19 protein-coding genes are annotated in these 21582 nt (G+C 69.1%); 7 read left to right on the forward strand and 12 right to left on the reverse strand.

Annotated features, from left to right (window positions below):
* Positions 1-100 precede the first annotated feature (100 nt).
* Both bhcB and bhcA read right to left on the reverse strand, forming a co-directional pair.
* Positions 101-1081 carry a beta-hydroxyaspartate dehydratase BhcB gene (bhcB, locus tag N8I71_RS12745; RefSeq protein ID WP_406676097.1) on the reverse strand — a complete coding sequence of 327 codons (981 nt, stop codon included), beginning with the start codon at positions 1079-1081 and terminating at the stop codon, positions 101-103.
* Positions 1078-2268: an L-aspartate--glyoxylate aminotransferase BhcA gene (bhcA, locus tag N8I71_RS12750; protein WP_262878371.1), complete on the reverse strand. Its 1191-nt coding sequence runs from the start codon at positions 2266-2268 to the stop codon at positions 1078-1080. Before bhcA ends, bhcB begins: the two co-directional genes overlap by 4 nt.
* Positions 2269-2451: 183 nt before the next feature.
* On the opposite strand from bhcA, the gene bhcR reads away from it, so the two are divergent.
* Positions 2452-3300: an HTH-type transcriptional regulator BhcR gene (bhcR, locus tag N8I71_RS12755; protein WP_262878372.1), complete on the forward strand. Its 849-nt coding sequence runs from the start codon at positions 2452-2454 to the stop codon at positions 3298-3300.
* 5 nt (positions 3301-3305) lie between these two features.
* Here bhcR and N8I71_RS12760 read toward each other — a convergent pair whose 3' ends face one another.
* Both N8I71_RS12760 and N8I71_RS12765 read right to left on the reverse strand, forming a co-directional pair.
* Complete coding sequence (locus tag N8I71_RS12760; protein ID WP_262878373.1) at positions 3306-3824, reverse strand: outer membrane protein; 519 nt, start codon at positions 3822-3824, stop codon at positions 3306-3308.
* A 221-nt stretch (positions 3825-4045) separates the two neighbouring features.
* Positions 4046-4516, reverse strand: coding sequence for an Lrp/AsnC family transcriptional regulator (locus N8I71_RS12765; RefSeq protein WP_406676098.1), 471 nt, complete (start codon positions 4514-4516; stop codon positions 4046-4048).
* A gap of 100 nt (positions 4517-4616) precedes the next feature.
* Between N8I71_RS12765 and putA the strand changes: the two genes are divergently transcribed.
* Positions 4617-8117, forward strand: a complete 3501-nt coding sequence (gene putA, locus N8I71_RS12770; protein WP_262878375.1) for a bifunctional proline dehydrogenase/L-glutamate gamma-semialdehyde dehydrogenase PutA — start codon at positions 4617-4619, stop codon at positions 8115-8117.
* Between the two features lie 89 nt (positions 8118-8206).
* Here putA and N8I71_RS12775 read toward each other — a convergent pair whose 3' ends face one another.
* Positions 8207-8956: an SDR family NAD(P)-dependent oxidoreductase gene (locus tag N8I71_RS12775; RefSeq protein ID WP_262878376.1), complete on the reverse strand. Its 750-nt coding sequence runs from the start codon at positions 8954-8956 to the stop codon at positions 8207-8209.
* Between the two features lie 167 nt (positions 8957-9123).
* Positions 9124-10398 (reverse strand): NAD(P)/FAD-dependent oxidoreductase, encoded by a 1275-nt coding sequence (locus N8I71_RS12780; protein ID WP_262878377.1) that lies wholly within the window; start codon positions 10396-10398, stop codon positions 9124-9126.
* Positions 10399-10587: 189 nt separating this feature from the next.
* On the opposite strand from N8I71_RS12780, the gene N8I71_RS12785 reads away from it, so the two are divergent.
* Entirely contained in the window at positions 10588-11406 is an 819-nt protein-coding gene (locus N8I71_RS12785) for an SDR family oxidoreductase (RefSeq protein ID WP_262878378.1), read from the forward strand.
* Positions 11407-11414: 8 nt separating this feature from the next.
* Here the strand turns inward: N8I71_RS12785 and N8I71_RS12790 are convergent, their stop codons facing one another.
* Together N8I71_RS12790 and N8I71_RS12795 are read right to left on the reverse strand one after the other, a co-directional pair.
* Entirely contained in the window at positions 11415-12599 is a 1185-nt protein-coding gene (locus tag N8I71_RS12790; RefSeq protein WP_262878379.1) for a LysR family transcriptional regulator, read from the reverse strand.
* The gene (locus N8I71_RS12795) at positions 12596-13474 is read right to left on the reverse strand and encodes an NAD(P)-dependent oxidoreductase (RefSeq protein WP_262878380.1); all 879 of its coding nucleotides are present in this window, start codon (positions 13472-13474) and stop codon (positions 12596-12598) included. Before N8I71_RS12795 ends, N8I71_RS12790 begins: the two co-directional genes overlap by 4 nt.
* A gap of 168 nt (positions 13475-13642) precedes the next feature.
* Between N8I71_RS12795 and N8I71_RS12800 the strand changes: the two genes are divergently transcribed.
* Genes N8I71_RS12800 through N8I71_RS12810 form a run of 3 tightly spaced genes read left to right on the forward strand, consistent with a single transcriptional unit; the run spans position 13643 to position 16117 of the window.
* Positions 13643-14374, forward strand: a complete 732-nt coding sequence (locus tag N8I71_RS12800) for a PIG-L deacetylase family protein (RefSeq protein WP_262878381.1) — start codon at positions 13643-13645, stop codon at positions 14372-14374.
* Complete coding sequence (locus tag N8I71_RS12805; protein ID WP_262878382.1) at positions 14374-15045, forward strand: 4-carboxy-4-hydroxy-2-oxoadipate aldolase/oxaloacetate decarboxylase; 672 nt, start codon at positions 14374-14376, stop codon at positions 15043-15045. Before N8I71_RS12800 ends, N8I71_RS12805 begins: the two co-directional genes overlap by 1 nt.
* Positions 15038-16117 (forward strand): 4-oxalomesaconate tautomerase, encoded by a 1080-nt coding sequence (locus tag N8I71_RS12810; protein WP_262878383.1) that lies wholly within the window; start codon positions 15038-15040, stop codon positions 16115-16117. Before N8I71_RS12805 ends, N8I71_RS12810 begins: the two co-directional genes overlap by 8 nt.
* Here N8I71_RS12810 and N8I71_RS12815 read toward each other — a convergent pair.
* Complete coding sequence (locus N8I71_RS12815) at positions 16086-16835, reverse strand: sulfite exporter TauE/SafE family protein (protein WP_262878384.1); 750 nt, start codon at positions 16833-16835, stop codon at positions 16086-16088. The genes N8I71_RS12810 and N8I71_RS12815 overlap by 32 nt on opposite strands.
* Positions 16836-16887: 52 nt before the next feature.
* On the opposite strand from N8I71_RS12815, the gene rraA reads away from it, so the two are divergent.
* On the forward strand, positions 16888-17370 hold the full coding sequence (rraA, locus tag N8I71_RS12820; protein WP_262878385.1) for a ribonuclease E activity regulator RraA: 483 nt from the start codon (positions 16888-16890) through the stop codon (positions 17368-17370).
* A gap of 2 nt (positions 17371-17372) precedes the next feature.
* Here rraA and N8I71_RS12825 read toward each other — a convergent pair whose 3' ends face one another.
* From N8I71_RS12825 to N8I71_RS12835, 3 genes are all read right to left on the reverse strand, one after another.
* Positions 17373-18350, reverse strand: coding sequence for a D-2-hydroxyacid dehydrogenase family protein (locus N8I71_RS12825; protein WP_262878386.1), 978 nt, complete (start codon positions 18348-18350; stop codon positions 17373-17375).
* 320 nt (positions 18351-18670) lie between these two features.
* Positions 18671-20461: a gamma-glutamyltransferase family protein gene (locus N8I71_RS12830; RefSeq protein WP_262878387.1), complete on the reverse strand. Its 1791-nt coding sequence runs from the start codon at positions 20459-20461 to the stop codon at positions 18671-18673.
* Positions 20458-21552 carry an AbrB family transcriptional regulator gene (locus N8I71_RS12835; protein WP_262878388.1) on the reverse strand — a complete coding sequence of 365 codons (1095 nt, stop codon included), beginning with the start codon at positions 21550-21552 and terminating at the stop codon, positions 20458-20460. The genes N8I71_RS12830 and N8I71_RS12835 overlap by 4 nt, the downstream gene beginning before the upstream one ends.
* Positions 21553-21582 lie beyond the last annotated feature (30 nt).

Raw genomic sequence — 21582 nt, forward strand, 5'->3', positions numbered from 1 at the left:
TGTCACTCCCGTTCGTTCGGTTCGGCCCGTGGCGGTGATGGGCGGATCGCCCACCCTACGGGCGCCTATCGGGTGGGCGATCCGCCCACCGTTCATTGCGTCATGCCATCCAGGGCAGCTTGTCGAGGTCCACGTTCCCGCCGGTGATGATCACGCCGACGCGCTTGCCGCGGAAAACCTCGGGGTTCTTCAGGATCGTGGCCAGCGGTACCGCGCAGGACGGCTCCATCACGATCTTCATGCGCTGCCACGTCAGCTTCATGGCATCCACGATCTCCTCTTCGGAGGCCGTAAGGATATCGGTCACGTAGTTCGACACGAAATGCCAGGTGCGTTCCTTCAGCGGCACCTTCAGCCCGTCGGCGATCGTCACCGGTGCGTCGTCGGCGATGATGTGACCGGCCTTGAAGCTGCGATAGGCGTCATCGGCCTGCTCGGGTTCGGCCGCGTAGATCTCGACGTTGGGGGCGATGTTGCTGAGGGTCAGGCAGCAGCCCGACACCATGCCGCCGCCACCGATCGGCGCGATGACGGCGTCGAGCCCCTCGACCTGCTCCATCAGCTCGCGCGAGCAGGTTGCCTGGCCCGCGATCACGCGGGGGTCGTTGTAGGGATGCACGAAATCGGCGCCGGTGCGTTCATGAACCTCGGCGAAAACAGCTTCCCGCGATGAGGTCGAGGGCTCGCATTCGGTGATCGTGCCGCCATAGCCGCGGACGGCGGCCTTCTTGGCCTCGGGCGCGGTCTTCGGCATCACGACGTGGCACGGAATGCCCCGGCGGCCGGCGGCATAGCTCAGCGACAGCGCGTGGTTGCCGCTGGAATGCGTGGCCACGCCTTTGGCCGCCATCTCGTCCGACAGGCCGAACACCGCGTTCGTCGCACCGCGCACCTTGAAGGCGCCGGCCTTCTGGAAGTTCTCACACTTGAAGAAAAGGTCCGCCCCGGTCAGCTCGTTCATGAACCGCGAGGTCAGAACCGGCGTCCGGTGGATGTAGGGCGCGATCCGCTCATGCGCGGTCAGCACGTCGTCCCAGCTCGGCAGGTCCAGTCCGATGTCCTTCATGTCCTCACCTTTCATTCTGCTGCCAGCGCGACGGGCGCGGCGGTCTTGCGATAGACCTCCTGCGCCGCGGCGACGCCGGAGCCCAGTTTCACGTTCAGGCCGAGGTCGACCATCGCCATCTCGGCGGTCGCGATGCCAGATAGCGCGAGAACGTCGGTCAGCATCCCCAGGTGCCCGATGCGGAACACCTTTCCCGCGACCTCGCCCAGTCCGACGCCGAAGGCGACGCCGTAGGTTTCGGCGGCATGGGTGACGATGCGGGTGGCATCGAAACCCTCGGGCGTGCGGATCGCACTGACCGAGTTCGAGTAGAGCTCGGGCCGTGCCGCGCAGAGTGTGAGGCCCCAGGCCTTGACCGCCGCGCGGACGCCTTCGGCGATGCGGGCATGGCGGGCGAAGACGTTGTCCAGCCCCTCGGCCTCGATCATCCCGCAGCTGACCTTGAGGCCATGCAGAAGGCCGACGGCCGGCGTGTAGGGGTAGCCGTTCGCGGCATAGGTGCGCGCCATGTCGCGGATATCGTAGAAACAGCGGGGCAGGCCGGCGGTCTCGACCGCGGCGAGCGCCTTCTTCGAGAAGCCCGTGATGGCGAGGCCCGCGGGCAGCATGAAGCCCTTCTGGCTGCCGGTGACGGCGACATCCACGCCCCAGTCGTCGAACTCGAACGGCATCGAAGCGATGGAGGAGACGCCATCGACGAAGAGCAGGGCGGGGTGATCCGCGGCGTTCATCGCGCGGCGGACGGCGGCGATATCGGACAGGACGCCCGTCGCGGTCTCGTTGTGCGTGGCAAGGACCGCCTTGATGCGGTGATCCTTGTCGGCCGTGAGGATTTCCTCGAAGCGGTCGGCGGGGATGCCCTCGCCCCAGGGGGTTTCGACAACCTCGACCTTCAGGCCGTGACGCTGGCACATGTCGATCCAGCGGTGGCTGAACATGCCGTTGCGCGCGGCAAGCACCGTGTCGCCGGGGTTCAGGGTGTTGGTGATCGCCACTTCCCAACCGCCGGTGCCGGTGGCGGGGAAGATGTAGACCTCGGCCGTTTCCGAGCGCAGGACCTTGCGCACGCCGTCGCGGGCGGGGTGCAGGATGTCGGCGAACATCGCCGACCGGTGGTCCAGCGTGGGCATGTCGCAAGCCCGGCGCAGGCTTTCGGGCATGTTCGTGGGGCCGGGAATGAATACGGGGTTCTGGAAGCTCATCGGGGCCGTCTCCTCATCTCTCGTGCTGCAACCTAGGGCGTTGCGCCGCGCTGCACAATTTTTTTGAAATCGTTTTTCAGAAATGATAGAGTGCAGTGAAGTTAAGATATTTCATATGGTTAGAATTTTTCACCCTATGAAAGCGTTTTTCACTGCACTGCAGCAATGATCTGGGAGCCACCGATGCGCGACGACCTGAACAGCGAATCCTCCGCGCGCGCGGAGGGGAGAGGGCGTGGCCGGGGGCGGCCCAAGGCCTGGGATGACCGCACCGAGCAGAACACGATCAAGTCGCTCGACAGGGCGATGGAGGTGTTCGAACACCTCTCGACCACGTCGGGCGCCACGCTGTCGCAGCTTGCCGCCGACACGGCGCAGGCGCCGGCCACGGTCTACCGCATCCTCGTGACGCTCGAGGCGCGCGGGCTGGTGGAGTTCGATGCCGGTCCGCAGCTCTGGCATATCGGGCCGCGTGCCTTCCTGATCGGGGCGCGCTACCTGCGGCGCACCTCGCTGGTGGAGCGAGCACGCCCCGTCCTGCGCCGGCTGATGGAGGCGACGGGCGAGACCGCGAACCTCGGTATCGCGCGGGGTGCGGACGTGCTCTTCGTCAGCCAGGTCGAGACGCATGCCTCGATCCGTGCCTTCTTTCCCCCCGGAACGCTGTCGCCCATGCACGCCTCCGGCATTGGCAAGGCGCTTCTGGCGGAGCTTCCGGCCGGGCGGCGCGCCCAGCTCATGGCGACACGGCCGCTGGAGCGGTTCACCTCACGCACCCTGACCGACAGCGAGGCGCTGGCCGGAGATCTCGCGGAGACACGCGCGCGGGGCTACGCGATCGACGACGAGGAGAAGACCGAAGGCATGCGCTGCATCGCCGCTCCGGTCTTCGATCTTCACGGCGAGGCCGTCGCGGGATTGTCGGTGTCGGGGCCGTCTGGCCGTGTCTCGCCCGACCGGGTGCCGCGGCTGGCGCAGGCCGTCATGGACGCGGCGCGCGAGTTGTCGGCGGCGATGGGCGCAGCGGACTGAGGGTATCAGAAACGCAGGCCGCCCCGCAGGCTGAGCGTATCGATCTCGGTCTCGAACGTACTGAGGGCATTCGAACCGCCGAGGTCGCGCCTCGTGTAGTCGGCGCCGAGGAAGATCCGCTCGGTGACGTTGTATTCCACGCCGATGCCGAAATTCATGCCGTCGGTATCGACCGGGTTCGGCGCCGTGGGCGCGACCGTGCCCCAGGAATAGCCGAGCGCGCCGTAGACCATGAAGCCACCCACGGCGTACCCGGCGCGGCCGCGCACATCGAACAGCGACTCGTATGCGGCAATGCCGCCACCGGCGGGCCACGCGAAGTCGTTCGACCGAAGGAACCTGACCTCGCCGCCGAAGACGAGGCTTCCCGCCTGCCAGTTGTAACCACCCGAAAGGCCGAGCGTGGTGCCCGCGTCGAACGCCGAGGTGAGCGGCGCGTTCGTGATCGACCCGTCGATGGTGCCGAACTCAAGGGCGCCGTAGAAGCCGGAAAACGCGTCAGACGAAGGTGCAGGCGATTGCACGACGGCAGCCGGAGGTGCCGGGGGCGCGTCAAGCGGGCCCGCGACAGCGGACCCTGCCGCGCAAAGCAGCGCAACTGTGGCGATGATGCTCGATCTGGGCAACGCGATTATCCCTCTTGTGCGCTTGCACTGTAATTATATCGCAACTGCCTTGTCGCAAAAAGGGCTTTAGGATTTGCGAACGTTCCCGGTGGCCCGGGCACAACACGCGTCCCCGGTGTCTATCCGCCCGTTCGGTCCTTGACCGCTTCCATCGAGACATGGGTCGAGGTGCTGGCGACATGGGGCAGGGCCGAGATCACCTCTCCAAGCACCCGGCGATAGGCGTCTATGTCGGCGCTGCGGACCTTCAGCAGGTAGTCGAAGGCACCCGCGATCATGTGGCACTCCTCGATCGAGGGCACCTTCCGGACTGCTGCGTTGAAGGCCCGCAGCGCGGCCTCCCGCGTGTCCGAGAGCTTCACTTCGACGAAGGTGACATGACTCCGCCCGAGCTTGGCGGGGTCGAGCACCGCCCGGTATCCGAGGATGTAGCCCGCCGCCTCAAGACGCCGGATCCGCACCTGGCAGGGTGTCTTCGACAGGCCCACGCGCCGTGCGATCTCGGTGACCGGAAGACGCCCCTCCCGGGCAAGCAGATCGAGGATGCGACGGTCCGCGGCGTCGATCAGACCGGAATCGGCGGATTTCATGGGCATAAGGTCTAAAGGTGTACCAAAAATTTAGGCGATTGCTCGGAAATCTGCCACAAAATGGGAAATTCGACCACTGAAAATCGGTTATGGTCCTGCCATGACCGACCTGAGCGCCCTCGCCCCCGACCTCCACGCCCGTCGCAACGCGATCCGGGCCTTCCACCGCGCCCCCGAGGCCGAGGTTCTTGATGCCTTGACCGCACTTCCGCCGATGACCGCGTCCGCGCGCCTTGCCGCCGCCCGGCGCGGGGCCGACTACGTGTCGCGCATGCGCGGCGGGTCCCGCCCAGGGCTGATGGAGGTGTTTCTCGCCGAATACGGCCTGTCGACGGAGGAGGGCATCGCCCTGATGTGTCTTGCCGAGGCGCTCCTGCGGGTGCCGGATGCCGAGACGGTCGACGCGCTCATCGAGGACAAGATCGCGCCGTCGGAATGGGGCGCGCACCTCGGCCATTCCTCCTCGCCGCTGGTCAATGCCTCGACATGGGCGCTGATGTTGACGGGGCGCGTCCTGCGCGAGGGCGAGGGGCAGGGCGTCGCGCGCACGCTCCGTGGCGCGGTGAAGCGGCTGGGCGAACCAGTGATCCGCACCGCCGTCCGCCGTGCGATGCGCGAGATGGGCAACCAGTTCGTCCTCGGCGAGGATATCGGCGCCGCAATGGCGCGGGCCGCGGCGCAGGAGGCGCGCGGCTACACCTATTCCTACGACATGCTCGGCGAGGCCGCGTTGACGGCGGCAGACGCCGAGGCGTTCTTCCGGTCCTATTCCGATGCGATCGCGCGGCTGTCGCTCAGGTCGCGTTCGGCGCTCGTGGCGGACAATCCCGGCATCTCGATCAAGCTGTCCGCGCTGCACCCGCGCTACGAGGAGGCGCAGGCCGCCCGCGTGATGGCGGAACTCGTGCCCCGCGTCCGCGATCTGGCACGAGCCGCGCGCGCGGCGAACATGGGCCTGTCGATCGACGCGGAGGAGGCCGACCGCCTGGAGCTGTCGCTCGACGTGATCGAGGCCGTCGCGCGCGACCCCGAACTCGACGGATGGGAAGGTTTCGGCATCGTCGTGCAGGCCTATTCGCGCCGCGCCGCGCCGGTGATCGACTGGACCGCGGCGCTGGCGCAGACGCTCGGGCGGCGCATGATGGTGCGGCTCGTCAAGGGGGCCTACTGGGACACCGAGATCAAGCGCGCCCAGGTGGACGGGCTGTCCGACTTCCCGGTCTTCACCCGCAAGGCCGCGACCGATGTCTCCTACCTCGCCTGCGCGCGGAAGCTTCTGGACGCGGCGCCGCTTCTGTTTCCGCAATTCGCGACCCACAACGCCCACACCGTGGCCGCCATCCTGGAAATGGCCGCGGCCGAGCGCATGGGCTTCGAGTTCCAGCGTCTGCATGGAATGGGCGAGGCGCTCCATGACACGGTGATGGGCGAGGAAGGCACGCGCTGCCGCATCTATGCGCCGGTGGGCGCGCATCGCGACCTGCTCGCCTACCTCGTGCGGCGGCTGCTCGAAAACGGGGCCAACTCGTCCTTCGTGAACCGGGTCCTCGACACCACGGTCCCGGCCGAGACGGTGGCCGCCGACCCCTTCGCGGCCGAGGGCCTTGGCGCGCCGCATCCCGCGGTCCGCGCGCCGGCCGATCTCTTCGCGCCCGAACGGCCGAATTCGGACGGCCTCGACCTTCACGACCGGGTGGTGCTCGGCGCCTGGAACGACGAACGCGCACCGTTCCGCACCGCGACGTGGGAGGCTGGCCCGATCCTTGCAGTGACGCCCGAGGCGGGGATGACCGAGGAGGTGCGCAACCCCGCGGACCCCGATGACCTCGTCGGGCGCGTGCGCCTTGCCACCGCCGCGGACGTGGCCCGCGCCGCCGAGGCCGCTCGGCCCTGGGACGCGGATACAGGCGCGCGGGGCGCGATCCTCGCGCGCGCCGCCGACCTCTACGAGGCCCACGCGCCGGAATTGCATGCGCTTCTCGCGCGCGAGGCCGGCAAGACCCCGCGCGATGCCGTCTCGGAACTGCGCGAGGCGGTGGACTTCCTGCGCTACTACGGCGCGCAGGCCGCGACGCTGACCGATCCGCCCCAGGGCATCTTCGCCTGCATCAGCCCCTGGAACTTCCCGCTCGCCATCTTCACGGGGCAGCTCGCGGCAGCTCTCGCCGCCGGCAACGCGGTTCTGGCAAAGCCCGCCGAGGCGACGCCGCTCATCGCGGCACGGGCCGTCGCACTCCTTCACGAGGCCGGCGTGCCGCGCGGGGCGCTCCAATTCCTCCCGGGCACCGGGGCCGAGGTCGGCGCGGCGCTGACCGCGCACCCGGCGGTCTCGGGCGTGGCCTTCACCGGCTCGACCGCCACCGCGCAGGCGATCAACCGGACCATGGCGGCGTATCTCGACCCTTCCGCGCCGCTCATCGCAGAAACCGGCGGGATCAACGCGATGGTGGTCGATTCCACCGCGCTTCCCGAACAGGCCGTGCGCGACATCCTCGCCTCCGCCTTCCAGTCCGCGGGTCAGCGGTGTTCGGCGCTTCGCGTCCTCTACCTGCAGGAGGACATCGCGGAGCCCTTCCTTGAGATGCTCTTCGGCGCCATGGACGAACTTCGCACGGGCGATCCCTGGCTGCCCGAGACCGATATCGGCCCGGTCATCGACGCGCGCGCGCGGCAGGGTATCCTCGACCATATCGACGCCGCGCGGGCAGAGGGGCGTGTCCTCCACGAGATCGCGGTGCCGGAACGGGGCCATTTCGTCGGCCCGACCGTCCTGCGCGTGGGCGGAATGGCCGATGTGACGCGCGAGGTCTTCGGCCCGGTTCTCCACCTGGCGACATTCGGCGCGGAGGATCTCGACGCGGTGATCGGCGCGGTGAACGCCTCGGGCTACGGGCTGACCTTCGGGCTGCACAGCCGGATCGACGCCCGCGTCGAGGAGGTCCGCCGGACCGTCCGCGCGGGCAACCTCTACGTCAACCGCAACCAGATCGGCGCGGTCGTCGGCAGTCAGCCTTTCGGGGGTTGCGGCCTCTCCGGGACAGGGCCCAAGGCCGGCGGTCCGCGCTATCTGCCCCGTTTCTGCAAGCCGGAGGCGGCGCAGGGCAGGCCCGGCGAGGGTCCGGTCCTGTCGCCTGAAACGGTCGCTGCCCGCATCGCGAGCCTGCCGCCGCCCGCCGCGCCGTCGGAGGCCGTCAGCCTTCCGGGGCCGACCGGCGAGTCGAACCGCTACGTGACCGCTCCGCGCGGCATCGTCCTCTGTCTCGGGCCAGGGCGCGAGGCGGCGCTGGCCCAGGCGGCACAGGCGCGCGCGGCAGGGTGCCCGGCGCTTGCCGTGACACCGGGGCTTGCGCCCGGGGAGGGGCTCGACGGAACGCTCGATCCCGGCGCGTTGACACGCCTGTCCGGCATCGATGCCGTCGCCTATCGGGGCCGGGACGAGACCGCGCGCGCGTTTCGTGTCGCGCTGGCGTCGCGGGAGGGGGCGATCGTGCCCCTGATCACGGCGGCGGACATCTCGCCCTACTGCCTGGAGGAGCGGCACCTGTGCATCGACACCACGGCCTCGGGCGGCAACGCGAGCCTGCTGGCGCGCGCCGGCTGACGGGGCCCCCCTTCATCCTGGCAAGAAACTCCCGCCGGAGGCATCAGTGGCGCCGTGGGGCTCAAGGCCCCGCGGCGCCGCTTCACGTTCTAGACCGTGTAGTTGAGCGGCAGCCGGCCGCCATCGACGTAGATCGTCTCGCCGGTGATGTAGCTGGCCTTGCCCGAGCAAAGGAACGCCACCACGTCGCCGATTTCGCGCGGGGTGCCGATCCGCTTCAGCGGCGTCCGGGACATGACGCGGGCCAGCGCCTCGGGGTCGGCGTTGATGCCGGCCATCATCGCCGTGTCTATGGAGCCGGGCCCCACCGCGTTCACCCGGATGCCATGCGGCGCCAGCGCCAGCGCGGCGGCCCGCGTCAGCTGCAGGACCCCGCCCTTCGAGGCGCAATAGGCCGGGATCGCGGGGATCGCGACCTGCGCGTTGATCGAGGACATGTTCACGATCGCCCCTTCGATGCCGTGCTCGACCATCGTCCGTGCCGCGCGCTGCAGCGCGACGAAGCTGCCGCGAAGGTTCACCGCGATGACCTTGTCGAAGGCGTCGAGGTCGTAGCTCAGGAAGTCGCCGGGCATCGCGATCCCGGCGCAATTGACCAGCGCGGTCACCGGGCCGTGCTCCGCCTCGATCCGGTCGAACATCGCGCCGACGGCCTCCGCGTCCGCCACGTCGCAGACCAGCCCCGCAACAGCGCCGAGCCGTTTCGCCGCGTCGGCCACGCCCTCGGCGTTGACGTCCGAGAGGATGACGTCGAAGCCGTCTTCCTTCAGGGCCTCGCCGCAGGCATAGCCGATGCCCTGCGCGCCGCCTGTCACCAGCGCCAGTTTCCGGTGTTCCATGTCTCGCTCCTTCTATGTCTCGTCGTATCCGTGGACCCTGTGGGCCTCGTCCGCCGTGATGTACCCCGCCGCGATGCCGCGGGCCACCGCTTCGCGCGGGCGGTCCTTCCGGGTCGCGTGCCCGTGCCGCAGGGATTGAACATCGGGATCCCGGCGGGGGCGCATCCTCAGAATCCCTTCACGATCTGGTTGGCCGCGAATGCCGCACGGTAGAGCCGCGCGCGCAGGCCCGTGGCCGGAACGTGCCGCACGCCGCTCATCGGCAAGGGCAGGTCGGCGGGATCAATGCCGGTGAGCAGGTCGACCATCGCCTTGCCGAAGATGGTGCCCGTGGTGATCCCCCGCCCGTTGTAGCCGATCGGCGTATAGAGCCCTTCGGCCAGCCGGTGGATGCGCGGCAGGTGGTCGGGTGTCAGCGCGATGTCGCCGTGCCAGGCCTCCTCGAATTCCACGGGACCGAGATCGGGGTAAAGCCGTGCGAGCGTCCTCGCGGCCCAGCGATGCGACAGGCCCGATCGCGCGTCGCCCATGACCCTGCCCATCGAGCCGAGGAACAGGCGGCCGTGCACATCCTTCCTGAGGCTCGTCATGATCTGCGCCGTATCCCACATGCCATGGCGTCCGGGCAGAACCGCCTCGGCCCTCGCGCCCAACGGAACGGTCGCGAACTGGAAATAGGGGATCAGCGTGAAAACACGGTCGAGCCCGGGCCAGAGCTGGTCGGTGTAGGCGTTGGTGCCCAGCACGACGAAGCGGGCCTTGACCGGGCCGCGGTCGGTCTCGACGATCCAGCCCCCGTTCTCGCGCCGGAGGCCCGTCGCCCGCACGCCGGTCGCGATCCGCGCCCCCGCACCACGAGCAGCCCGGGCAAGGCCGCGGACGTAGCCCATCGGGTTCACGGTGCCGGCCCGCCGGTCCAGCATCCCGCCGAGGTAGCGCCGCGTGCCGGCGAGTTCGGCAATTCGCTCACGGTCGAGCATCTCGACAGGGGCGCCGAGCCGGCTCCAGTCCGAATGCCGTCCCTCCAGCCCCTTGAGGCCCGAGGCCGAGTGGGCGGCGTGGATCGTGCCGTTCCGCGTCGCCTCGCATCGGATCTGGTGGTGCTCGATCAGGCTGAAGACGTAGTCCGGAGCCGCGCCGAAACGTTCGATGAAACGGGGTCCGAAGGTCGGGCCGAGCGTGGAACGGACCGCCGCGGGCGGATGCCAGACGCCCGCGTTCACAAGGCCGACGTTCCGTCCCGATCCGCCGTGGCCGATGCGTTGCGCCTCCAGCACGAGGCAGTCGAGCCCGCGCTCGGCCCCGTGGAGCGCCGTCGAAAGCCCCGTGAATCCGCCGCCGACGATCGCGACATCGGCCGTCGCGCCCGGGGGCAGTTCCGCCTCGTGGTCCGGTTCCTCCGCCGTATTGTCCCAGAGCGAGACCCTTGCCGCCATCGTCATGTCGCGACTCTCCCCCGACCCGGTGCGGGCCCGCGAGACGCGATGCTGCACCGGCGCTCCGGCGGGGTCAATTTGCGCCATGGTTCAAGCCGTAACGTCGCGTAGTCCGCGCCGGTTTGCCGTGGCCCCCGCCGGCCGCTGCGCATAAGCTTCGCCCCGACATGTCCGAAGGCGCAAGGGAGGGACGCCATGAGCCTCACCGTGGATTTCAAAGGCAAGACCGTGGTCGTCGTCGGCGGCACCAGCGGCATCAACCGCGGCATCGCCGAGCTGTTCGCCCGGCACGGAGCGCGCGTCGCCGTCGCCTCGCGCAAGGAGGCGAAGGTCACCGATACCGTCGCCGCACTGGAAGGCCACGGGGCAGAGGCGATGGGCTTCGTTGCCGACGTGCGCGACCTTGACGCCGTGGAGGCGGGGCTCAAGTCCGTCCATGAGGCATGGGGCGATTTCGACGTGCTGGTGTCGGGCGCCGCCGGCAACTTCCCCGCAAGCCTCAACGGGATGTCCGCCAACGCCTTCCGCAGCGTGGTGGAGATCGATCTGATCGGGACGGTCCACGTGATGAAGGCGAGCTATCCCTACCTGAAGAAGCCGGGCGCCAGCGTGGTGAACATCTCGGCCCCGCAGGCCTTCCTGCCGATGCCGGGCCAGAGCCATGTCTCCGCCGCAAAGGCCGGGGTGGACATGATAACCCGGACGCTCGCCATCGAATGGGGCCGCGACGGTATCCGCGTGAACTCCGTCGTGCCGGGACCGATCGGCGGGACCGAGGGGATGGCGCGGCTGGCCCCGACACCCGACGCGATCGAGAAGGTCGCGGCCTCGGTGCCGCTCAACCGGCTTGGGACGCCCGACGACATCGGCCATGCCTGCATGTACCTGTCGAGCGACATGGGCGCCTATGTCAGCGGCGCGGTTCTGCCCGTCGACGGCGGCTGGGCGCAGTCGGGCTGTGGTGGCATGGGGGCCTTCCTCGGCAAGCTGGTGGCGCAACTCGAAGGGCGCTGAGCGACGGCTCAGACCGGCCCGAGCCTCGATGCGATCGCGCGGATCGTGTCGAGCATCAGCCCCTGCGCCGCGGTGGGTATCCAGCCCGCCCTCGTCGTCATCCCGATGGCGCGTCCCGGCCAGTCGGCCTCGGTCTGCAGTCGCACCACAAGACCGTTTCCGACCTCGGCGGCGGACTGGTGCCCGGAAATGCAGCCAAGCAGATCGCTGCGCGCCAGCAGCTCCCGCATCAGAAGGATGGAGCCGCATTCGACGATGCTGTCGGGGAGTGCGAGGCCGCGGCTTTCGAAAAGCGCGTCGAACTGCGCGCGGGACGGGGTGCCGGGCCGCGGCACCGCCCAGGCAAAGCGCATCAGCGTCTCCAGCGGCACGGTCCCGGACCCCGCAAGCGGATGGCCGGGCCGTGCCAGAACTGCCAGCCGGTCCGTGAAGAGCGGCTCCTGGACGATGTCGCTGACCGGGGCTGGATCGCGGAGCGCGCCGACGATGACGTCGATCTCGCCGCGCCGGAGCCCGCCCAGCATTTCGTCATAGGGCCCATCGATCACCGTGACCCGCTGTTTCGGGCGCTGTTCTCGGAACCGGGCGAGGGCTTCGGGCAGGATGACTGTCCGGGATAGCGGCAGCGCGCCGATGACGACGGAGCCCGCCTCGCGGCCGTCGAACTCGGCGAGATCGGCCTCGGCCTGTCCGACCTCGCTGAACGCAAGCCGCGTCGCCCGGACCAGCGCCACGCAGGCGCGTGTCGGGACGACGCCGAAGGACGTGCGCTCGAACAGGGCGCGCGCCGCCTCCTGTTCCAGCTGGGTGACCGCGCGATGAACCGTCGGTTGTGCAAGGCCGAGGTTGCGCGCCGCAAGCGTGAAGTTCTGTGCCTCTGCCACCGCCACGAGCGCCTGAAGCTGCGGCGCGGTCGCCGTCAGGGTCAGCCGCGGAGAGACTTCGGCCAGTGCCGTGTCGAGCCGCTCCATCGCCCTGCGGATGCGGGGCGCGAAGACTTCGCCGCGAGCGGTCGGAAAAAAGCCCTGTCGCGTCCGCTCGAACAGGGCGCCGCCGCTTTCGCGTTCGAGTTTGGCCAATGCCTGCGTCACGGCTGGCTGCGACACGCCGCAGCGCGCGGCCGCCTGTCCCACGGAGCGGGTGTCGGACACCGCGAGAAAGACGCGGAAGTGCCTGAGGTTGCGCGCGGTCACAGGCGGTCCAGGATGCGGTCCGCACGGGTCTCGAGCACGGCCTCCCCGGGCTCCGCGCCGAGTGCACCGACAGAAGCCTGCCACCGCGTCGCGGCCCGGCTCATCGCGTCGGGCAGTCCGAGGGCGGCGACGGTCTTCGCGACTTCCTCCATCTCGGCGGCGCGCCGGGTGCCATGCACCATCATCCGCTCGAGGTTGTAGGCCGCGCGCGTCCGCCATGCGATATCCGGGTCGGACGCCTCGAGCGAGGCGAGCACCTCGGCCTCCACGCCCGCGCGCCGCGCGGCGAGAAGGCATTCGGCCGTCAGCGCCTCCAGCCCCTTCACCATGACGGACCGCATCATCTTGACCGAGGAGGCCCGGCCGACCTCGCCCCCCGAGATTTCCGGGCACATGCCGAGACCGCGCAGCACCTCGGCACCTCTGTCCGCATGGGGCCCCGACAGAAGCATGGGCACGCGGTGCAGCTTGGGCCGCACCGGCGCCATGACCGCGACGTCGACATATCGTCCACCGGCCGCTTCGATCAGCTCGGCCGCCTCCCGCTTCGTCCCCGGCGCGCAGGAGTTGCAGTCGAACCAGAAGCAGTCCGCCTGAAGGAATGCCGCCGCCGTCCGTGCCGCCTCCAGCGCCTGGTCGGCCGTCACGACGCAGAAGACCGCGCGGGCATCGGCGAGCGCGCCTTCGGGGTTCGCGGCGCCCGTGACGCGACAGCCCTCGTAGCGCGCGCGCATCGCGTCTTGCGTCGCCGCGCTGTCGGTCTTGATATCGTAGGCCGCCACATCGCCCGAACGCTCTGCGCCCCAGCCTTCGAGAAAGGCCATGGCCGCCTCGCCGAAGCCGATGAATGCCAGTCTTCCCGCCGTCGCCGCCATTGCGAAACCTCTTTCCGCAGGGTCGATCTCACCAGGTCCAGCCTGTCACGATTCCCTCGGTCCGCCGATATGCTATAGCATGAACTTATCTTGCATGACGGGCTTCGGAATTGTGGGCAGGCCGCGTCGCATGGGACACTGTCGCCACCAGAAGGAGGGGAGGTTTCCATGGCCGATCGAAAAACCGCGCTCGTGATCTCGGCGCATGCCGCCGATTTCGTGTGGCGCGCCGGCGGGGCCATCGCGCTCCATGCAGCCAAGGGCTACGAGGTCACTGTCGCCTGCCTCAGCTTTGGCGAGCGCGGCGAAAGCGCCAAGCTCTGGAAGGAGGGCAAGAGCCTCGACGAGGTCAAGGCCATCCGGCGGGCCGAGGCCGAGGCGGCCGCCGAGGTGCTGGGCGTCCACCGGCTTGAATGCTTCGACCTTGGGGACTACCCGCTGCACCTTGAGCGCGAGGACAAGTTCCGGCTCGTCGACCTCATCCGGGCCGTGCAGCCCAGTTTCATGATGAGCCACAGCCAGTACGACCCCTACAACACCGACCACATGTACATGACGCAGGTGACGCTGGAGGCGCGGATGATCGCGCAGGCCTGGGGCCACAACCCTGGCGAGAAGGTCCTCGGCGCGCCGCAGCTCTACCTGTTCGAGCCGCACCAGACCGAGCAGATGGGCTGGAAGCCGGACGTGTTCCTCGACATCACGCCGGTCTGGGACAAGAAGCGCGCAGCGATGGAATGCATGAACGGGCAAGTCCACCTTTGGGATTATTATACAAGAGTTGCCCAGCAGCGGGCGAACCACTTCAAGCGGAACTCGGGCGGTCAGTCCGGCGGGCGGGACTGCAAGTATGCCGAAGGCTTCCAGTCGATCTTCCCGCGTACCGTGGATGAACTCTGATGGCTGTCGTGGTGCAGAATATCGACCGGGCCGACCGAGACGTCATCGCGAAGCTGGGGATGGCGGGCGTCGCGACGGTGCACGAGGCGCAGGGGCGCACCGGCCTGATGAGCGCGCGGATGCGGCCGATCCAGCAGGACAAGGCCATCGCGGGAAGCGCCGTCACGATCTCCGCCCCGCCGGGCGACAACTGGATGCTGCATGTCGCCATCGAGCAGCTGCGGGAGGGCGACATCCTTGTCCTCGCGCCGACCGCGCCCTGCGACATGGGCTATTTCGGCGATCTGCTCGCCACATCCGCCATGGCGCGGGGATGCCGCGCGCTGGTGATCGATGCGGGTATCCGGGACACGCGCGACCTCCGCGCGATGGGGTTCCTCGCGTGGTCCACCGCCGTCAGCGCGCAGGGCACGGTGAAGGAGACGCTCGGCTCGGTGAACGTGCCGGTGGTCTGTGCGGGTGCTTCGGTGGCGCCCGGCGACGTGATCGTGGCAGACGACGACGGGGTCTGCGTCGTGAAACGCGAAGAGGCCGGCACGGTGCTTGCCGCTGCCGAGAAGCGCCTGGCGGCCGAAGAAGCGAAACGGGAGCGGCTCGCCGCGGGCGAGCTTGGCCTCGACATCTACGACATGCGCGGACGGCTTGCGGAGAAGGGCCTGAAATATGTCTGAGGGCATCCCCTGCCTATGGATGCGGGGCGGGACCTCGAAGGCGGCGGTCTTCCTCGCATCCGACCTGCCGGGCGATCCGGCGGCGCGAGACGACCTTCTTCTGCGGGTGATGGGCGCGCCCGATCCGCGCCAGATCGACGGGATCGGCGGCGCGGACCCTCTCACGTCCAAGGTCGCGATCCTCTCGGCCTCGGCGCGGCCGGGTGCGGACGTGGATTACCTGTTCCTGCAGGTCTTCGTGGATCGGCCGCTGGTCTCGGATGCGCAGGGCTGCGGCAACATCCTCGCCGCCGTCGGGCCCGCCGCCATCGAGCGCGGACTGGTGCCTGCCCTCGACGCCGAGACGCCGGTCCGTATCCACATGGTGAACACGGGCGAGGTGGCTCTCGCGCGGATCGCCACGCCGGGCGGGCGCGTCTCCTACGAGGGCGAGGCGCGCATCGACGGGGTGCCCGGCCACCACGCGGCGGTGCCGCTGATGTTCTCGGGGCTGGCCGGGTCGATGACCGGGGGCGCGATGCTACCGACCGGAAACGCCGTCGACGTGATCGAGGGCGTGGCCTGTACGCTTGTCGACATGGGAATGCCGATCGTCGTGATGGATGCGGCCGACCTCGGGATCACCGGGCGCGAAGACCGCGAGACGCTCGACGCAGATGCCGACCTCAAGGCGCGGGTCGAGGCGATCCGTCTGGCGGCGGGGCCGCTCATGAACCTTGGCGACGTCACGGACAAGAGTGTGCCGAAGATGACGCTGGTCTCTTCGCCCACCTGCGGTGGCGTCATCTCGACACGCAGTTTCATCCCCCATCGCTGCCATGCGACCATCGGCGTCTTCGCCGCCGTCAGTGTCGCGGCGGCCTGCGTTCTTCCCGAAGGGCCGGCCGCGCGGCTTGCGGTATTGCCGAAAGACGGCGTGTTCCGGGTGGAGCATCCCACCGGCGCCGCGGAGGTGATGCTGGAGCGTGACGCCGACGGTGCGATCACCGCCGCCGGCACGGTCCGCACGGCCCGCAAGCTGATGGACGGCCGCGTCTTTCCTAGCCCGTCAGCGCCGACCAGATCAGCCTGAGCGCGATCAGCACCAGCAAGATGTCCAGCGCGCGGCGGAATCCCGCGTCGCTCATCCGTCCGAGCACCATGCGCCCGGTGGCCGTGCCCAGAAAGCCCGCGATGCTCAAGGCCACGACGACCCAGAGCCAGGCCCCGAACGCGAAGCCGAGGATGCCGAAGACCACCACCTTCAGGCTGTGTTGCAGCGTCATGAGCGCAGCATGGGTGGCGACGTGGCCGTGGCGGGGCAGGTTCTGCGCCTTGGTGTAGCCTGCCACGAAGAGGCCGGTGGCGCCGAAGAACATCGTCAGGAAGCTCGAAATGCCGCCGGTCAGCACCGGAAACCGCGACAGCCATTTCGGCGGGTGCGCGAAGACCGACCAGATCACGAACAGACCGACGGCAAGCTGGATGATCCAGGGCGGAAGCTCGACCGCGACGAGGCCGCCGAGGACGGCGCCGATGGCCGAGCCGAGCGCGAAACCCTTCAGCGCGGGCCAGTGGACATGCTCGAACATGAGTCCCATCCGCCCCGCATTGGACGCCAGCTGCACCGCGCCGTGGACCGGGATGAGAGCGGCGGGTGGCACCAGGCTCGCCATCACGGCCAGCAGGAGCGCGCCACCCCCGATGCCGAGCGCGGCGGTGATGAGCGAGGCGATGAAGCTGACGCCCATCAGCCCCCAGAACGACGCGAGCGTCAGTCCTTCGGGCAGCGTGAAAAGCATATCAGCCATGGCTCCGGCCTCCGGCGCAGTCTAGGTTAAGGGAAACAGGGGAGGGACGCCGATGTACGTGACCTGCGATCTTTGCGACGAGCATGGCGAGGCGCTGGGCGTCCTGCCATCGGGGCTTGTGCATTTCGGTGGCCGGGTGCGGTTCCACGGGCCGGCCGAAACGGTGAAGACCTTCGAGGTCAACTCCCGCGTCAGGGAACTGGCGCACGAGCCGGGGAACGGACGGGTCATGGTCGTCGATGGCGGCGGATCGGACCGGCGTGCGCTTCTGGGTGATGTGCTGGCCGGGGCGGCGCTGTCGAATGGCTGGGCCGGGGTGGTGATCTGGGGCGCCGTGCGCGACATCGCCGAACTTGCGAAGCTCGACCTCGGCGTCATGGCGCTCGCCCGCACGCCGGCGCGGTGCGACCGGAAAGGCGAGGGCGAGACCGGTATCCCGGTCACGATCGGTGGCGTGCGCATCTCGCCCGGCGACATGATCGTCGCGGACGAGGACGGCGTGATCGTCGCGCCGCCCGGGCTGATCGGCGGCTAGGTTCAAAGCCGCTCCAGCGCTTCGGGGTTGATCATGTGGATCGGCGAGCCGGCGGCAAAGGCGTTGATCTGGTCGTAGATGTCCGAAAACTGCAGGTCGAACTCGTCCTCCGTGACGTAGCCGATATGCGGCGTTGCGATCACGGCGGGGTGGTTCACCAGCGGATCGCCCGGTTTCGTGATCGGTTCCACGTCGAAGACGTCGAGTGCGAGCCGCCCGGGCCGGCCCGCCTCAAGGGCCTTTTCGAGGGCGCCTTGTTCGACGAGAGCGGAACGCGAGGTGTTCACGAACGTCGCAGAGGGCTTCATCGACAACAGGTCTTCCGCCGTCACGATGCCCCGCGTGGCGGGCTTGAGGCGCACGTGGACGCTGACGAAATCGCTTTCCGCGAAGAAGGCCTCGCGCGTCCGGGCGACGGCCTCGCCAGCGGCCACGGCACGGGCGCGGCCTTCGTCGGAGCTCCACCAGACGACATCCATCCCGAACGCGCGTGCGTAGTCCGCGACCTGCCGTCCGATGCGACCGTAGCCATAGAGGCCGAGCCGACGTCCGGCCAGCGTCTGACCGGGGGCAAGCTGCCATGTTCCGGCGCGGAGCGATGCCATCTGCTGCGGGATCTGCCGGGCGGACGCGAGGATCAGCGCGAAGGTCAATTCGGAGGCCGCGATCGACGGCGTGTCGGAATGCATGTTGGACGATAGGAGCACCCCGTTGCGGGTGCAGCCCTCGACATCCACGTGCGGATAGACCGAGCGCTGGCTGATCAGCTTCAGCTTCGGCAACCGGTCGAGGAGGGCGCCCGGGATCACGGTACGCTCGCGGATGAGGACCAGCGCCTCCGCCTCGGCCAGGCGTTCTGCGAGGATGGTGCGGTCCTCCACGTGGTCGTTCCAGACGGTGACCTCGTGGCCGTCCAGTTTCGCAAAGCTCGGCAGGGTCCGCAGCGTGTCGAACCAGTCATCGAGGACATGGACCTTCATCGCCTTTCGACTCCAGCGGCGGCACGGGCTTCTTCAAGGTCGGCGACCATGCCTTCCCTCCTTCGTCACATTTTGCATACAACGGTATACTGAATTTCCTTTCCGTCAACGCCGTTTCAATGGTCTCTGGGCGGATGGGCGCGGGCCATCAGGCCGAGCGCCAGGGGCGTCGAGACGCTGCCGCCGGTCGAGGTCGATGGCACGCTTCTGCGCGAGGCGCCGGCCAACCTCGTGGGCAATGCGCCGGTCCATGGCGGCGCGCTCAGCCGACCGTCCCGCGACGGCGGACTGAGCGTCGCGCCGGACCTGCCGCTCGCGCCTCAGCGTCCGACGGCATAGGCCTGCATGAGCCGGGGCGTCGCGGCCCCCTTGACCACGCCGTCAGGCCGCAGCGCCACCGCGCAGAGGCGCCCGGCCGACCATGGGGCCGACACTTCCAGCCGGTGGCCGCGCGCGCGCAGATCCTCGATCGTCGCCGCCGGAAACGCCGGTTCGACCAGAAGGTGTCCGGGCTGCACGGCGCGGGGAAAGAAGCTCGACTGCAGGTGCCCGGTATGGAAGAGCGGCCCGTCGATGGCCTCCTGGAGGTTCATGCCGTGGTGGATGAGGCGCAGGAGGAACGTCACCTGCCACTGGTCCTGCTGGTCGCCGCCCGGCGTGCCGAAGGCATATGCGGTTCCGTCCGCTCCCCGCGCCATCGAGGGCGACAGCGTGGTGCGCGGCCGCGCGCCGGGCATCAGCGACGTCGGCAACCCCTCGTCGAGCCAGAACATCTGCGCCCGGGTGTTCAGCGGAACCCCGAGACCGGGGATGACCGGGTTCGACTTCAGCCAGCCGCCCGAGGGCGTCGCCGAGACCATGTTGCCCCAGCGGTCCACCACGTCGATATGCACCGTATCGCCACGCTGATTGACGAGGTGCGCCATGGTCGGTTCGCCGGCCCCCACGCCGGCCTCCGGGGTCCGGCGGGCCGTGCGCTCGAGGAAGGCCGCGACCTGGTGCTCGAGGCCCTCGATGGCGCCGGGGCGCATGTCGAGGCTGGCCTCGGTGCCGATGTCGGCGCGATGCGCGGCGTTGTGGGCCGCCGACAGGAGCGTGTCGATCGGGATGTCCGACAGCGCGGGATCGCCGTAGTAGGCCTCGCGGTCCGCGAAGGCCCGCTTGAGCGCCTCGGTCACGAGATGCACCATCTCGGGCCCGGTGGGATCGAGCGACGACAGCGTGTCGCCCGACAGCATCTGCAGGACCTGCAGAAGGACGGGGCCCTGTGTCCATGCGCCGGTTTTCCAAACCGTCCAGCCCGCGTGATCGACCGCGAGCGGCGCTTCCCAAGTGGCTTCCCAATTGGCCATGTCCTGGCCGGTCAGGACGCCCTTGCGCCGTTCGCCGGTGGCGTCGAGCGTGCAGGCGTCGCGCAGGTAGGCGTCGATGGCCTCTGCCACGAAACCCTGCGCATGGGCGCGGCGCGCGGCCTCGATCTGTGCGTCGCGATCCGGGCCGGCCGCTTCCGCCTCCTCCACCAGGCGCCGCCACATCGCCGCGCAGTCGGGATTGCGGAACAATTCGCCCGCCTTGGGCGCCTTGCCCCCGGGCAGCCAGACCGGCGCGGAGGTCGGCCATTCCTGCTGGAACACCTCGGCAAGTCCCGCGATGGCGGAGGCGACGCCAGCCAGCATCGGGTGCCCGTGCTCGGCGTAGTGGATCGCCGGGGCAAGCACCTGTGCCAGCGGCAGTCTTCCGTGGTCGCGCAGCATCAGCATCCAGGCGTCGAAGGCGCCGGGGGTGACCGTCGCGAGAAGGCCGGAGCCGGGAATGATGTCGAGCCCCTCGTCGCGGTAATGCGCGATCGTCGCCCCCTCCGGCGCCACGCCCTGGCCGCAGAGGACAAGGGGCGTATCGGCCCCGGCGGGGAGCACGAGGGCGGGCACTTCCCCGAGCGGGCCGTTGAGGTGCGGCTCCACAACGTTCAGGACGAAACCTGCCGCGACGGCGGCATCTGCCGCCGTGCCGCCATCCTCCAGCATCTTCATGCCCGCCTGGCTGGCCAGCCAGTGGGTCGTCGAAACCATGCCGAAGGTTCCCATCAGTTCGGGCCGCGTCGTGAACGTCATGTGCCGTCTTCCTTTTTTCTGGTCCTGTCCCTGTCTTGCGCCTGTCGCCGGTCGAGCCGCATCAGCCGCGCCGCAACCGGCGCTCCCGATATGACGAGCAGGACCCGTGTCAGGTGATGCACGATGATGTAGCCCAGATCCGCGCCGACGATAATGGCAAGAACCGTCATCTCGGCCTGACCGCCGGGCGCGAAGGCGAGAAAGCCGTCGACGGGGGCGGCAAGGCCGAAAAGAACGACGATTTCGGTAAAGAGCGCGGCGAGCCCGGCCAGCAGAAGGACGAAGACCACGCCCGCCGATACGTCGCGGCGGATCTCCTGCAGCGTCACGCCCACGTAGCCCACGCCGATCCCGATCCCGATCATGAACTGGGCGGTCAGGATCGCCTCGGCGGGCGGACGGAAGTGGATCACGTCGAGCATGGACAGGGCGCCGGTGACGATCATCGGTCCGAGGATGGAGGCGCCGAACAGGCCGATCTTCTCGCCGCCCTTCCATCCCACCAGCGCGGCGGCGACCATGATCAGCATCTCGTCCAACGGAAGCTCCGAGGCGGGCACGCCGATCGGGTTGTCGAGCGTCACGCCGAAGCCCAGCGTCAGGATCAGCGGGGCGACGGTGACGATGATGAGGACCCGGGTCGCGTGGATCAGGGACAGGGCCCGGATGTCGCCGCCCGCCTCCTGTCCGAAGATCACCATGTCCTGCAGCCCGCCGGGCATCGCGGCGTACCAACTCGTCGCCCAGTCGAAGCCGTAGACCTTGCGGAAGAACGGCACGCCCACGAGGCCGATCACCGCGATGTAGAGAGGGATGAGCGCGACCGAGGCCGCCATTTGCGGGATCCGCGCCACCACGTCAGGGGTCAGCGATGCGCCGACCGCGACGCCGAGGATCGTCCGTGCCGCGACCGAGATCGTCCCGAGCCCCCGGAGCGGAGCCCCCGCCAGCGCGGCCAGCAGGCAGGCCGTCAGAGGGCCGAAAAGGAAGGGCAGCGGCAGGCCGAGTGCCCAGAACACCACTGTTCCCGCCGCCGCGAGGCCCAGGGTCAGGGCGCGGCGTTTCAGGAGGGTGACGTCGGGGCTTGGCATCGGGCTTGGGTCTCCAAAGACTTGCATATG

The organism is Roseicyclus sediminis (assembly GCF_025515305.1).
Taxonomy (GTDB): Bacteria; Pseudomonadota; Alphaproteobacteria; order Rhodobacterales; family Rhodobacteraceae; genus Roseibacterium; species Roseibacterium sediminis.